Here is a 14,389-nt window from a genome sequence, read left to right as displayed (position 1 = left end):
CCCGCGGACGTCACCGTCTCGCGGTTCGGACGACCGCATCCACCGTCACAGCCGTCGGTTACAGTCTTGAGCAGCGCACGTGACCTCCGCATGTCGGGGCGCGTCGCCACCGACAAACGCGCCCTCCGGCGCCATAGAGCTCATCCAGAGGGGCAGAGGGAACGGCCCGTTGAAGCCCCGGCAACCCTCCCGCGTGCCATTACGTCATTCCGGTTCATGTCCGGGGCGAAGCCGCCGTGGGGAAGGTGCCAATTCCGTCCCTCGGCGAAAGCCGTCGTGGGGAAGATGAGGAGAAAGGGCCTCGCCTCCATGGCTGTGCAGACAGTTGCCAACACCACCGAACCTTCGGACATCTCCCTCGGTCCCGCCGCGGCGCTCTCCTGCCGCGAGTGCGGTGAGCGCACACCGCTCGGACCGCACTTCGCCTGCGGTGCCTGTTTCGGGCCCCTGGAGATCGCCTACGACCTGCCCACCGGGGACGCCGAAGCGCTGCGGAAGCAGATCGAGGCCGGGCCGAACAGCATCTGGCGCTACGCCCCGCTGCTGCCCGTCCCCGCCGACGTGGCCGCCAAGCCCAACCTGAACCCCGGCTTCACCAAGCTGGTGCGCGCCGACAACCTCGCCCGCGAACTGGGCGTCACCGGAGAACTGCACGTCAAGGACGACTCGGGCAACCCGACGCACTCCTTCAAGGACCGTGTCGTCGCCATCGCCGTCGAGGCCGCCCGCGCCTTCGGGTTCACCACGCTCTCCTGCTCCTCCACCGGGAACCTGGCCGGCGCGGTGGGCGCCGCCGCGGCCCGCGCGGGCCTGCGCTCGTGCGTGTTCATCCCGCACGACCTGGAGCAGGGCAAGGTCGTGATGGCCGCCGTCTACGGGGGCGAGCTGGTCGGCATCGAGGGCACCTACGACGACGTGAACCGCTTCTGCAGCGAGCTGATCGGGGACCCGGCCGGCGAGGGCTGGGGCTTCGTGAACGTGAACCTGCGCCCGTACTATGCCGAGGGCTCCAAGACGCTCGCGTACGAGATCTGCGAGCAGCTCGGCTGGCGGCTGCCGGACCAGCTCGTGATCCCGATCGCCTCCGGCTCGCAGCTCACGAAGATCGACAAGGGCCTGCGCGAGCTGATCGCGCTCGGCCTGGTCGAGGACCGGCCGTACCGGATCTTCGGCGCCCAGGCCGAGGGGTGCTCGCCGGTCTCGCGGGCGTTCAAGGCCGGGCACGACGTGGTGCGGCCCGTGCGGCCCGACACCATCGCCAAGTCGCTGGCCATCGGCAACCCGGCGGACGGCCCGTACGTGCTGGACATCGCCCGCAGGACCGGCGGCGCGGTCGAGGACGTGAACGACGGGCAGGTCGTGGAGGCGATCAAGCTGCTCGCCCGCACCGAGGGCGTCTTCGCGGAGACGGCCGGCGGGGTGACCGTCGGTGTCACCCGCAAGCTGATCGAGGCGGGCGTGCTGGACCCGGCGCTGACCACGGTCGTGCTCAACACCGGCGACGGCCTCAAGACCCTGGACGCCGTCGCCCCGACGACCGGCCCCTCGGCCGTCATCCGCCCCTCGCTGGACGCCTTCCGCGCCGCCGGCCTGGCCTGACCCGTTCCGTTTTCGTACGAAGGTGAACACCGCATGAGCGTTAACGTCCGCATTCCGACCATCCTGCGCACCTACACCGGCGGCAAGTCCGAGGTTCCGGCCGAGGGCGCCACCCTCGCCGAGGTGCTGGCCGACCTGGAGAAGAACCACACCGGGATCGGGGCGCGCGTCCTGGACGACACGGGCAAGCTCCGCCGATTCGTGAACGTCTACGTCAACGACGACGACGTGCGGTTCGCGGAGGGCCTCGCCACGCCGGTGCCGGACGGCGCGGGCGTCTCCATCATCCCCGCCGTGGCAGGCGGCGCGTAAGCGCTCCCCAGGACCGTTCGGGCGGCCCCGCTCCCTCGCCGGAGCGGGGCCGCCCGCGTGTGTGCGGCGCGGGGCGGCCCGGGGCGCCGGCGCGGGCGCCCGCGCGGGACACGGCGAACCGGAGGTGGTCATTCCGGAGGTGCGGGGGGCGGTAGGGTGAGCCCGAACCCCTCGCCTCACGTGTCACAGCGGCCCCTCGGTGGTGCCCGACCCGCGCGACAACTTGTGCCCGAAAATGCAGAAACATTTGTCGGGTTGATCCGCTATGTCCGGCCGGACTTGTCCCCGTTTGCGGGCCCCGCCCTGGAATCGCCGTTCGAGCGCCTGCGGAATTCTCGTCGGATTGACCTGTTGCGGAGGGCGTTCGTGCAGATACATTCAGCGGCGGTCGACGCGTTCCGGCGCACACCCCCTCGACCCAGGGGGTGACTTCTGACCCGGGTCCGCGGAGTGCGGTCTCGTGCAAGGGCCAGTAATAGGGGAGTTAGGAATGGCTCAGGGCACCGTCAAGTGGTTCAACGCGGAGAAGGGCTACGGCTTCATCGCGGTCGACGGTGGTGCGGACGTGTTCGTCCACTACAGCGCGATCCAGATGGACGGGTACCGCACCCTTGAGGAAGGGCAGCGGGTCGAGTTCGAGATCTCGCAAGGACAGAAGGGCCCGCAGGCGGACATGGTCCGCCTGAGTGCCTGAGCGCCGACCGCCACACACCACCCCGGGGTCCGGGCTTCCACGGAAGTCCGGGCCCCGTGGCGTGCCCGCCCGCCGCACCCGCCCGTCCGGGCCGGGCGGGCCCGCCGCGTAGCCGCCCGGCACCCCGCCGCGCACCTCTCCGGTACCCCGCCCGCGCCCGCCGGGGCGCGCGCCGCGCACCGGCCCCGCACCCCGCCGGGTGCCCGCCCCGGGGTGCCCGTGCGAGCGGACCGGCGCGAGCGCCGGACCTCCCGCGCTTGCACTCGGAGGGGTCGAGTGCTAATCATTGGGCTTAGCACTCTGCGCATGAGAGTGACAAAGAAGGACCGGTTCGGTGAGGTCCGTGAGGCCGGGCGGGAAAGGCCGCCGGGGCTCGCAGGCCGTCCGTCGCGGGCGCCGCGGTCCGGAGCAATCCACCCCAGTCCTGGGAGGACCACTTCACATGGCCAAGATCATCGCGTTCGACGAGGAGGCGCGGCGCGGCCTCGAACGCGGCATGAACCAGCTCGCCGACGCCGTCAAGGTCACGCTCGGCCCCAAGGGCCGCAACGTCGTGCTGGAGAAGAAGTGGGGCGCCCCCACGATCACCAACGACGGTGTCTCCATCGCCAAGGAGATCGAGCTCGAGGACGCGTACGAGAAGATCGGCGCCGAGCTCGTCAAGGAGGTCGCCAAGAAGACGGACGACGTCGCCGGTGACGGCACGACGACCGCGACCGTCCTCGCCCAGGCGCTGGTCCGCGAGGGTCTGCGCAACGTGGCCGCCGGCGCCAACCCGATGGCGCTGAAGCGGGGCATCGAGAAGGCCACCGAGGCCGTCTCCGCCGCCCTGCTGGAGCAGGCCAAGGACGTGGAGACCAAGGAGCAGATCGCCTCCACCGCCTCCATCTCCGCCGCGGACGTCCAGATCGGCGAGCTGATCGCCGAGGCCATGGACAAGGTCGGCAAGGAAGGCGTCATCACCGTCGAGGAGTCGCAGACCTTCGGTCTTGAGCTGGAGCTCACCGAGGGCATGCGCTTCGACAAGGGCTACATCTCGGCGTACTTCGCGACCGACATGGAGCGTATGGAGACCGTCTACGACGACCCGTACATCCTGATCGCGAACTCCAAGGTCAGCAACGTCAAGGACCTGCTGCCGCTGCTGGAGAAGGTCATGCAGTCGGGCAAGCCGCTGCTGATCATCGCCGAGGACGTCGAGGGCGAGGCGCTCTCCACGCTCGTCGTGAACAAGATCCGCGGCACGTTCAAGTCCGTCGCCGTCAAGGCCCCGGGCTTCGGCGACCGCCGCAAGGCCATGCTGGGCGACATCGCGATCCTCACCGGCGGCCAGGTCATCTCCGAGGAGGTCGGCCTCAAGCTGGAGAACGCCGGTCTGGAGATGCTGGGCCGCGCCCGCAAGGTCGTCGTCACCAAGGACGAGACGACCATCGTCGACGGTGCCGGCGAGAGCGAGCAGGTCCAGGGCCGGGTCAACCAGATCCGCGCCGAGATCGACAGCTCCGACTCGGACTACGACCGCGAGAAGCTCCAGGAGCGCCTGGCGAAGCTGGCCGGCGGCGTGGCCGTCATCAAGGCCGGTGCCGCCACCGAGGTGGAGCTGAAGGAGCGCAAGCACCGCATCGAGGACGCGGTGCGCAACGCGAAGGCCGCCGTCGAGGAGGGCATCGTCGCCGGTGGTGGCGTGGCCCTGCTCCAGGCGACCGCCGTGTTCGAGAAGCTGGAGCTGGAGGGCGACGAGGCCACCGGTGCCGCCGCCGTCAAGCTGGCCCTGGAGGCCCCGCTCAAGCAGATCGCGGTCAACGCCGGTCTTGAGGGCGGCGTCATCGTGGAGAAGGTGCGCAACCTGACCCCGGGCCACGGTCTCAACGCGGCCACCGGCGAGTACGTCGACATGATCGCCGAGGGCATCATCGACCCCGCCAAGGTGACCCGTTCCGCGCTGCAGAACGCCGCGTCGATCGCCGCGCTGTTCCTCACCACCGAGGCCGTCATCGCCGACAAGCCGGAGAAGGCCGCGGCCGGTGCCGCCGACCCGACCGGTGGCATGGGCGGTGGCATGGACTTCTGATCGCCCCTGGTGATCAACCGTCCCGTCCGCTGGGGCGGCGCCCGTACCGGGCGCCGCCCCAGCGGCGTGTCCGGGGCCCGTCTCCGTCCCCCTCCCGTCCGGCCGCCCGCGGCGGTTCCGGGTCCGGTCGCGGATGATCTCCCGGACCCCCGGAGTGTGAGCCGGGGCACGTACGGGCATGTGTGTGGCGTTTTGCGCGGCGGGTAGGGGGTCCGAGGTTTGCGGAGCCCTCGTCTCCGCCGGCCGGCGCGGCTCGCGTGCTCCCGCCGCCGCCGGGCCCCCACCGCGAGCACACCGAGGACCGCATGGAAACGCTGGACGCCTTCATCATCGACGTCAACGACGTCTTCTGGACCTGGCTGCTGATCCCCCTGGTGGCCGGCGCAGGGCTCTGGTTCACCCTGCGCTCACGCGGCGTGCAGCTGCGTCTGCTGCCGGAGATGTTCCGCGTCCTGAAGGACAAGACCCCGCAGGGCCCCACGAAGGACGGCGGGAAGTCGGTGTCCTCCTTCGGCGCCTTCACGATCTCCGCCGCCGCCCGCGTGGGCACCGGCAACATCGCGGGTGTGGCGAGCGCCATCACCCTCGGCGGCGCGGGCGCCGTGTTCTGGATGTGGGTCATGGCGCTCATCGGCGCGGCGTCCGCCTTCGTGGAGTCGGCCCTCGCCCAGCTGTACAAGGTGCGCGACCACCGGGCCGGCGGCACCTACCGGGGCGGCCCGGCCTACTACATGGAGCGCGGCCTCAAGAAGCGCTGGGCGGGCGTGCTGTTCGCCGTCGTCATCACCCTGACCTTCGGGTTCGTCTTCAACGCGGTGCAGTCCAACACCATCAGGTCCGTCACCTCCGGCTCGCTGCCCGGCGGCGACTCCGACTGGTTCCCCGCCGTGATCGGCGCGGTCAGCGCCGTGGCGCTCGCCCTGGTCGTCTTCGGCGGAGTGCGGCGCATCGCCCGCGTGACGACGTGGCTGGTGCCCGTCATGGCGGTGCTCTACCTGCTGATGGGTGCCGTCGTCGTCGTGCTGAACCTCGGGGACGTGCCGCGGGTCTTCGGCGACATCGTCGGCGGCGCGCTCGGCCTGCGCGAGGTGGCCGGCGGCGCGGTGGGCGCGGCCATCCAGCAGGGTGTGCGGCGCGGCATGTTCTCCAACGAGGCGGGCCTCGGCTCGGCACCCAACGCGGGCGCCGCCGCCGAGGTGACGCACCCGGTCAAGCAGGGCCTGGTGCAGTCGCTCGGTGTCTTCTTCGACACGCTGCTGATCTGCTCCATGACGGCGTTCATCATCCTCACCACCAACCCCGAGCTGGCCGGGCGGCAGGGCGCCGACCTCACCCAGAACGCGCTGACCGACACCCTGGGCGGCTGGGCCGGGCACGCGCTGGCGCTGGTCGTGTTCATGCTGGCGTTCAGCTCGATGATCGGGAACTACTACTACGGCGAGTCCAACATCGAGTTCATCACCGACCGGTCCTGGGTGCTCCCCACCTACCGCTCGCTTGTCCTGGCGATGGTGTTCCTGGGCTCGCTGGGCTCGTTCAGCGTGGTGTGGAACCTGGCGGACGTCTTCATGGGCACGATGGCCCTGGTGAACCTGCTGGCGATCCTGCCGCTGTCGGTGATCGCGTTCAAGCTGCTCGACGACTACACCGCGCAGCGCCGCGCCGGCCTCGACCCGGTCTTCACCCGCGACCGCGTTCCCGGGCTGTCGGGTGTGGAGTGCTGGGAGCCGCAGCAGCGTACCGCCGCCGGGGACACCGCCCGGCGGTGACGCCGTGCGGCCGGTGACGGCCCGGGGCGTGAGCGAGTGCCGCCGCCGTCCGGCGCCCTGAGCGGGCGCCGGACGGCGGCGCCCGGTCAGGGCGTGGCGCCCGCCGCCCGGCTGCCCGCCTCCTCGCTGTCCGCCGCGGACAACTGGTGCGGGAGGGCCGCGGCGCTCCCCGGCGCGGCGGCCTCTTCCGGCGCGGTGGGCTCTCCCGCGCGGGGTGCCGGAAGGGCCGGGGTCTGTGCCGGACGGGCGAGGCCGAGGCGCAGGTACACGGTCCGGGCGATGTCGTCGAGCGTTCCTCCCGTGTTGCGCAGCAGCTCCATGGGCGGGATCTCGATGCCGTAGCGCTGCTGGAGGCTGACCAGGAGTTCGGCGGCCATGAGCGAGTCCAGCCCGTAGCTGTCCACGCGGCGGTGCGGGTCGATCTGGCCGGGTTCCATGTGCAGCACCCCGGCGAGCACCCCGGTGACGTTGTCCGTCAGGTAGGCCAGCGCCTCGTCGTCGGACATCCGGCCCAGGGTGCTCAGCAGCTCCTCCCGGCTGAGGTCGTCCTCCCCGGCCCCGGCCGGCACCAGGCCCGCCAGGCGCGGGCTGTCCACCAGCGGCAGCAGCCGGCGGGTGCGGGCCCAGACGAAGCGCAGGACGGCGGCGACGTCCGCCCCCGTCCCGAGCAGCGCCTCCGCGGCGGCGAACGCCTCTTTGGGGGCGACCGGTTCCAGGCCGAAGCTCGCCATGGCGGCGCCCAGGTCGTTGCGGGCGACGTAGCCGGTCTCGCTGAGCGCCCCCCAGGCGACGGCCAGCCCCGGCCGACCCGCCGCGCGGCGCTCGCGGACCAGGGCTTCGAGGAACAGGTTCCCCGCCAAGTAGGGGGCCTGCTTGACATTGCCGGTCAGGGTGGTGCCCGAGGAGTAGACCAGGAACAGGTCCACGTCCCGCTCCCGGGTGAGGGCGTCCAGGACGACGGCCCCGCCGATCTTGGGCGCGAGCACGGCGGCCATCCGCTCGGCGTCCAGGTCCAGGAGCAGCTCGTCGTCCAGGTGCATGGCGGCGTGGACGACACCGCGCAGCGGGTGCCCGCTCGAGTCGATCTCCGCCACGACCGCCGCCATCGCCTCCGGGTCCGCCGCGTCCGCCGCGTGGGCGGTGGCCCGCACGCCGCGGGCGCGCAGCCCCTCCAGCACGGCACCGGCCTCGGGTGCCTCGGCGCCGCGGCGGCTCACCAGGGCCAGGTGCCGGGCGCCGAGACCGGCGAGCCAGCCGGCCGTCGCCGCGCCGAAACCGCCGGTGCCGCCGGTCACGAGGTACGTCCCGGCCGGGTCCAGGCACGGCCTGCGCCGCAGCGGCTCGACCAGCGGTGGCTCGTCCAGTGGGTCGAAGGCCACGACCACCTTGCCGGTGTGGTGCGAGTGCTGCATCAGCTCGAACGCCTCCGCGACGCGGGCGGCGGGGAAGACGCTGTGCGGCAGCGGGCGCACCGCGTCACGCACCGCCGCCTGACGGACGTCTGCGAGGAGCGCGCCGGTCTGCCGCCGGTCGGCGAGCACCTTGGTGAGGTCCACACCGAAGAACGCGATGTTGCCCGCGAACGGCCGCAGCAGCAGCGGCTTGTTCTCGTAGAAGTCGCGCTTGCCCAGCTCCAGGAACCGGCCGCCGGGGCGTACCAGTTCCAGGCTGCGTGCCATCGCCTCACCGGAGAGGGAGTTGAGGACGACGTCGACGCCCTGGCCCTTCGTGATCTCCCTGACCCGCGCGGCGAAGTCCAGGGAGCGCGAGTCCAGGACGTGCGGGACGCCGAGGCCGCGCAGGAACTCCCGCTTCAGCTCACTGCCCGCGGTGGCGATGACGTGCGCGCCGCACGCCGCGGCGTACTGCACGGCGGCCAGGCCGACGCCGCCCGCGGCGCCGTGGACGAGCAGCGTTTCGCCCTTCCGGAGCCGGGCGAGGGTGCCCAGGCTGTAGTGGACGGTGCCGAAGGCCACCGGCATCGTCGCGGCCTCCGCGTCGGTGATGTCGTCCGGCAGCGGCCACAGCGACCACGCCGGGGTCACCACGTGGGAGGACAGCGCGACAGGTGCGAACCCGGCGACGCGGTCACCGGGCGCGAACCCGGTCACTCCGGGACCGCACGCGGCGACGACACCCGCGCACTCCAGGCCGCACCCGGCGGCCGAGGCGGTGCCCTCGATGGCCTCGGCCGGGAGCAGGCCGACGCTCTGCATCACGTCGCGGTAGTTGAGCGCGGTGGCGCGCACCCTGACCAGCACCTCGCCGGGGCCCGGCGCCGGGCGCTCCGTCTCCTCCCACACCAGCCGGTAGGACAGCCCGGGGTCGCGGACGCGCAGCGTGAACGGCACGTCGTCCCCGGCGGGCCGGACGGTGGGGCGGTGCCGTTCGCGGGGCAGGAAGCGGCCTTCCGCGGTGAGGACGATCTCGTCCTCCTCGGTGGGCGCGAACAGCTCCCGTACCAGTCGCCGTGCGTCACCGGCGGGGTCCGCCGTGCGCTGGAGCGACAGCCGCCGGCACGTGAGGTCCGGGAGTTCGTTGGCGAGGCCGCGCGCGAAGCCCCAGGCCGCCGCGTCGGCGGGCCGGGCCGGTTCTCCCGTGCCGGTCGGGACGGCTCCGCTGGGGCCGGTCACCAGCCACAGCTCCGGGTGATTGGAGCCGGTCACCTCGTCGCAGGCTGTGGCGCACACCCGCAGCGTCTCCGCCCGGCGGGTGGCCCGTCGGACCACGTCCGCCGGAGCGTCCTCGGCAGCCTCGCCGAGGAGCAGGACCACGGCGACGGGTCCGCCGCCGGCCGCGTCCGACGCCTCGGCGAGCGACGCCCGCCAGTCCTGGAGCGGACGGTCGGCCGGGACCGGGCCGGTGACGGCGGCGCCGTCCGCGCGCACGGCGTCCGCGAGGGCCCGGCCGAGGTCCCGTGCCTGCGGGCTCTCCACGGCGATGAGGAAGGACGTGCCGGTGCGCGGCGCGTCCGGTGCGGCGGGACCGGCGGGAACGGCGGGGTCCGGTGCGGGCAGTGCGGCCCGCGCGGCGGGGGCGGGGACGTCCGGTGCGGCGGGGACGGAGGCGAGCAGGACGGAGCCGTGCTCGCCGGCCGGGGGCCGGTCGTCGCCGGTCCGTGCGATCTCCGCGTAACCGCAGCGCTCCAGCAGGCCCGGCCACTCCTCGCGCGGGAGCAGCAGCGAATGGGGCCGCAGCGCCGGGTCCTGGCGCGGGTAGAAGCTGTCCAGCGTGCCGAACAGGGGGGCGAGCAGCTCCGGGGCGTGGACTTCGATGGCGAGCAGGTGGCCGCCGGGCGCGAGGAGAGCGGCGACCCGGCGCAGGGCGGCGGCCAGATCCCCCGCCGTGTGCAGCGCGTTGCCCGCGACCACGAGGTCGAACGTGCCCGGGGCGAAGCCCTGCCCGGCCGGGTCCCGGTCCAGGTCGAAGGTGCGGTACTCGACGAAGTCGTGGTCGCTGAAGCGGCTCTGGGCGCGGGGGAAGAAGAACGCCGAGGCGTCGGTGAAGCAGTAGCGGGTGCGGTCGCGGGGCAGCAGGGGGAGCAGCGCGGCGGTGGTGCCGCCCGTCCCCGCGCCGATCTCCAGGATCCGCAACGGCCGTCCGGCGGGCCAGCCGCGCACGATCTCGCGCAGCAGCGCCTGGGCGAGCCGGTTGTGGAAGCGGCAGAACGGCGCGATGTCGTAGAAGTGCTCCAGCGTCCTGACCGGACCGTCGGCGAACAGGTCCTCCAGCGCGTCCTCCCCGCTGCGCAGCGCTTCCGACGTGTGCGCGCCCCGCAGGACGGCGACGGCCAGGTCGTTGACGTAGGCCGGTCCGGTCTCCAGCGCTTTCCGCAGCAGCCCCGCCGCGTCCAGGGGGCGGCCCGTCCTCCGGTGCCGCCCGTCCGCCCCGGTGGTGAGGACGCCGTGCTCGCGCAGAGTGGGCAGCATCAGTTCCACCAGACGCAGGTGCCGGGGGTCCAGGCCCAGCTCTACCAGGTCCGGGAGGGCGAACGGGGTGGCGGGGCCGGGCAGCAGCTCCTCGATCACCTCGCCCACCTCGTGCGTGAACGCCTCGACGTACACCGGGATCGCCTGGCCGTAGCGCAGGTCCCGCCAGGCGGCGCGCAGCGCGGTGACGCGCTCCTCGCACGCCGCCATGACGGCGCGGGGCGGAGGCAGGGGCGAGGGCGCGCACGGCTCGTCGGCGTGCGGGGCCGCGCGCAGCTCCGTGTGCAGGGTGTCGACGGGGGTGCGCCGCAGGGTGGCGAAGCGCCGCAGGCGGCAGCCGTCGATCCGGACGGTGACGGTGCCGTCGGGGTCGGCGACGGTGATGTCCCAGCACACCTCCTGCCCGGTGCGCGACCGCTCCCGCACCCGTACCGTGCCGGACGGTGCCGGGGTGCCCCACACCCGGACGGCTCCGATGGCCGCCGGCAGGTAGGCGTGGCCGTCCGCGAGGCTGTCGGCCAGCAGCGGGGCGCCCGCCTGGAGGGCACCGTCCAGCAGCGCGGGGTGGACGGTGTAGGGGGCGCCGGGCGTCTCGTGCGCGTACTCGGCCACCACCTCGCCGTCGCCGACGCGCAGCCCGGTGAGCACCCGGAAGGCCGGACCATAGCCGAGCCCGGCCGCGTCGCACCCGGCGTAGTGCTCCTCCGCGCTGACCCGCCGGGGGCACCGCTCGCGCGCGGCGTCCAGCTCCCCGGGCCCCAGCGGCGCGGGCCGCGGTTCCACCAGCGCCCGCACCCGGGCGCGGGCGTGCGGGCGCGGCTCGGCGGCGTGGTCGTCGGTGCTGGAGACGAGCAGCACCCCGTCGTCCGGGTTCAGCGCGACCTGGACGCGGACGGAGGACGCGTCGGCCCACGGCACGACCAGGGCGGTCTGGACGTCCAGGTGCTCCACCTCCGCCGGGCCGCCGGTGGTGGCGCGGCCCGCGGCGAGCGCCATCTCCACGTAGCCGGTGGCGGGCAGGACGACGGAGCCGGCCACCCGGTGGTCGGCCAGCCACGGGAGAAGGGCCGGTTCGACCGGGCCCGCCCACAGAGGCGTGGGCGCGGGGACGCGGGCGCCCAGCAGCGGGTGCTCCAGCGGGCCGGAGCCGTTCCACAGCTCCTTGCCGCCGCTCCAGTGCCGCTCGTGCTGCCACGGGTAGGCGGGCAGCGCGGCGACCCGGCCGGGGCGGGGGAAGTACCGGTCCCAGTCGGTGCGGGCCCCGGCGGCGAGGAGGGAGGCGCGGGCGGTGGACAGCGCCTGCGGCCCGTCGGCGTCCCGGGACAGCGTGGCGAGGACGGCCACCTGCTGACCGGGGCGCTGCGCGACGATCCGGCCCAGGTAGGTGCGCAGGACGGGGTGGGGGCCGATCTCCAGGAACACGTCCGCGCCGTCCCCCATGGCCCGTTCGACGGCGTCGGCGAAGCGGACGGGTTCGCGGACGTTGCGCCACCAGTACTCCGCGCCGAGGTCGGCTCCCACGGTCCGCACGCCGGTGACGGTGGAGTACAGCGGGACGGCGGCGGGGCCGCCCGCCAGGCCCCCCAGCGCGGCGGCCAGCGGTTCGCGCTGGCCGTCCATGGCGCGGCTGTGGAAGGCGTAGTCCAGGCCCAGGTCGCGGAAGAACACGCCGCGTCCGCCCAGCCGTTCGCCGAGGGCGGCGAGCGCGTCGGCGTCCCCGGCGACGGTCACGTCCCTGCCGCTGTTGACGCCCGCGATCTCCAGCCGCCCCGCGTACGGGGCCAGCTCCCCGGCCGCCTGCTCCGGGCCCAGGCCGAGCGCGGCCATCCGCCCGGTGCCCGCGGTGGCCGCCTGGACCGTGCTGCGCGCCGCGATGACCCGCGCGGCCTGGGCGAGGGTGAGCGCCCCGCACGCGTGGGCGGCGGCGACCTCGCCGACGCTGTGCCCGAGCACCATCGCGGGCTCCACGCCCTGCGCCCGCAGCACCGCGACGACGCCGCACTGCACGGCGAACAGCAGTGGCTGCGCCACCTCGGTGGCCGCCAGCCGCCAGCGCCTGGGGGGCAGCGCCAGCTCCTCGGCCACCGACCAGCCCAGCAGCGGCGCCAGTTCGGCGTCCACGGCCGCGACCGCCTCGCGGAACACCGGGTGCCCGGCGTACAGGTCGGCGCCCATCCCGGCCCACTGTGAGCCGTTGCCGGAGAAGACGAAGGCCACCCGACCCGTGCTCACCCCCTCGACGGCCGGGCCGGTGCCGTGTTCCGCGAAGGCGGCGAGCCGGTCCGCGGCCTCCGGCGCGGTGCGGGCCAGGACGGCGGTGCGGTGTTCGTGCCTGCCCCGGCGCAGGCAGGAGGTGTAGGCGAGGTCGTAGAACTCCCCGGGCGCCGCGTCGGCGAGCCGGCCGGCCATGCGGGACGCGGCCTGGGCCAGGGCTTGCGGGGTGCGGGCGCTCACGAGGACGGGCAGCCCCTCGGGCGGCGGGGGGCACTCCTCCCGCTCGGGCGGCGGCGGGGCGGCCGTCAGGATGGTGTGCGCGTTGGCGCCGCCGAAGCCGAAGGAGTTCACCCCGACGACCGGGCGGCGCCCGGGTGCCGCAGGGTCGCCGGGCGCGGGGCCGGGGGCGAGGTCGCGGGGTGCGGCGGTCAGGTCGAGGCCGAGTCCGGTGAAGTCGATGTCCGGGTGCGGGCGCCGGGCGTGCAGGGAGGCGGGGATCGTGCGGTGCCGCAGGACCAGCAGCGCCTTGCACAGCCCGGCCATGCCGGAGGCGGGTTCCAGGTGGCCGACGTTCGTCTTCACCGAACCGATCGGCAGCGGGCCGGTGATGCGGCGGACGCCCAGGGCCCGCCCGATGGCCTGCGCCTCCAGCGGGTCGCCCACGGGGGTCCCGGTGCCGTGCGCCTCGAAGTAGACGAGTTCGTCGGGGTGCACTCCGGACGCCGCGTACACCTGGCGCAGCAGGGCTTCCTGGGCCTCGGGGTTGGGGAGGGAGAGGCCCAGCGTCCTGCCGTCGCTGTTGCTGGCGCTGCCCAGGATGACGCCGAGGACGCGGTCGCCGTCGGCGAGCGCGTCCGCCAGGCGCTTGAGGAGCACCATGCCGCCGCCCTCGGCCCGCACGAAGCCGTCGGCGTCGGCGGAGAAGGACGCGCACCTGCCGCGCTGGGAGAGCATGGACGCCTGGGAGAAGCCGACGTAGTGGTACGGGCTGAGCAGGACGTTGGCGCCGCCGCACAGGACGGTGCGGCTGGTGCCCTCCCACAGGGTGTGGCAGGCGCGGTCGAGCGCGACGAGGGAGGAGGAGCAGGCCGTGTCCACGGCCATGCTGGGGCCGTGCAGGTCGAAGGCGTGCGACACCCGGTTGGCGGCGATGGAGGACGCGGCGCCCGACATCGTGTAGGGGCTGATCGTGCGCGGGTCCAGCATCTGGAGCGCGCCGTAGGAGGCGTCGGAGATGCCGACGTAGACGGCGGTGTCGGAACCGGCCAGGGCGGCGGGGGCGATGGCCGCGTCGTCCAGGGCCTCGGCGGTGAGTTCGAGCAGGAGCCGGTGCTGCGGGTCCATGTGGGCGGCCTCCTTCGGCGAGATGCCGAAGTAGCCCGCGTCGAAGCCCGCGATGTCGTCGAGGAATCCGCCGGCCCCGGTGTAGCTCTTCCCGGCGCGCGGCATCTCGGTGTCCACGAACCGGTCGGTGTCGAAGCGGTCGTCGGGCACCGCCCTGACCAGGTCGCGCCCCGCACGCAGGGCGTCCCAGAGTTCGTCGAGGCCGGTGATGCCGCCGGGCAGGCGGCAGGACGCTCCGACGACGGCGATGGCGCGTTCGCCGTCGCCTGCCCGGTCCTGGTTCATGTGCGTCGACCTTCCTGGGGGTGGGGCTGGTGGGGGTGGGGTGCCCTGGGGAACGGGGCTTCCCGGCGGAGTGTGGCGGGGGTGGGGGTGCGGGCGGGGCCGCACGCGGGCGACGCGACGTAACGTAGCCATGCAACGTCACGGAGTGGTGCGCACACTCCCGGGAATGGGC

General features: G+C 73.9%; 6 protein-coding genes and 1 riboswitch. Of the genes, 5 read left to right on the top strand and 1 reads right to left on the bottom strand.

What is annotated here, in order from left to right:
• Nucleotides 1-137 precede the first annotated feature (137 nt).
• Nucleotides 138-292: riboswitch (SAM riboswitch) on the top strand.
• 17 nt (nucleotides 293-309) lie between these two features.
• From thrC to V1J52_RS15930, 5 genes are all read left to right on the top strand, one after another.
• On the top strand, nucleotides 310-1,599 hold the full coding sequence (gene thrC / locus V1J52_RS15950; protein WP_330140460.1) for a threonine synthase: 1,290 nt from the start codon (nucleotides 310-312) through the stop codon (nucleotides 1,597-1,599).
• Between the two features lie 33 nt (nucleotides 1,600-1,632).
• A complete protein-coding gene (locus V1J52_RS15945; RefSeq protein WP_330140459.1) occupies nucleotides 1,633-1,911 on the top strand; it encodes a MoaD/ThiS family protein in 279 nt (92 codons plus the stop codon).
• A 490-nt stretch (nucleotides 1,912-2,401) separates the two neighbouring features.
• Nucleotides 2,402-2,605 (top strand): cold-shock protein, encoded by a 204-nt coding sequence (locus V1J52_RS15940; protein ID WP_004929928.1) that lies wholly within the window; start codon nucleotides 2,402-2,404, stop codon nucleotides 2,603-2,605.
• 442 nt (nucleotides 2,606-3,047) lie between these two features.
• Nucleotides 3,048-4,676, top strand: a complete 1,629-nt coding sequence (gene groL, locus V1J52_RS15935; RefSeq protein ID WP_330140457.1) for a chaperonin GroEL — start codon at nucleotides 3,048-3,050, stop codon at nucleotides 4,674-4,676.
• Nucleotides 4,677-4,981: 305 nt separating this feature from the next.
• Nucleotides 4,982-6,445 (top strand): alanine/glycine:cation symporter family protein, encoded by a 1,464-nt coding sequence (locus V1J52_RS15930; protein WP_330140456.1) that lies wholly within the window; start codon nucleotides 4,982-4,984, stop codon nucleotides 6,443-6,445.
• An 86-nt stretch (nucleotides 6,446-6,531) separates the two neighbouring features.
• Here the strand turns inward: V1J52_RS15930 and V1J52_RS15925 are convergent, their stop codons facing one another.
• Complete coding sequence (locus V1J52_RS15925; RefSeq protein WP_330140455.1) at nucleotides 6,532-14,217, bottom strand: SDR family NAD(P)-dependent oxidoreductase; 7,686 nt, start codon at nucleotides 14,215-14,217, stop codon at nucleotides 6,532-6,534.
• Nucleotides 14,218-14,389: the final 172 nt, after the last annotated feature.

Source organism: Streptomyces solitudinis (genome assembly GCF_036323765.1).
Classification (GTDB): domain Bacteria; phylum Actinomycetota; class Actinomycetes; order Streptomycetales; family Streptomycetaceae; genus Streptomyces.
The sequence above is the reverse complement of the archived record's forward strand: the minus strand, read 5'-3'. Positions and strand labels throughout refer to the sequence as shown.

What these genes read in the sequence shown, in the direction of transcription:
- thrC (WP_330140460.1), top strand. Translation starts at nt 310, where the DNA reads ATGGCTGTGCAGACAGTTGCCAACACCACCGAACCTTCGGACATCTCC.
- V1J52_RS15945 (WP_330140459.1), top strand. Translation starts at nt 1,633, where the DNA reads ATGAGCGTTAACGTCCGCATTCCGACCATCCTGCGCACCTACACCGGC.
- V1J52_RS15940 (WP_004929928.1), top strand. Translation starts at nt 2,402, where the DNA reads ATGGCTCAGGGCACCGTCAAGTGGTTCAACGCGGAGAAGGGCTACGGC.
- groL (WP_330140457.1), top strand. Translation starts at nt 3,048, where the DNA reads ATGGCCAAGATCATCGCGTTCGACGAGGAGGCGCGGCGCGGCCTCGAA.
- V1J52_RS15930 (WP_330140456.1), top strand. Translation starts at nt 4,982, where the DNA reads ATGGAAACGCTGGACGCCTTCATCATCGACGTCAACGACGTCTTCTGG.
- V1J52_RS15925 (WP_330140455.1), bottom strand. Translation starts at nt 14,217, where the DNA reads ATGAACCAGGACCGGGCAGGCGACGGCGAACGCGCCATCGCCGTCGTC.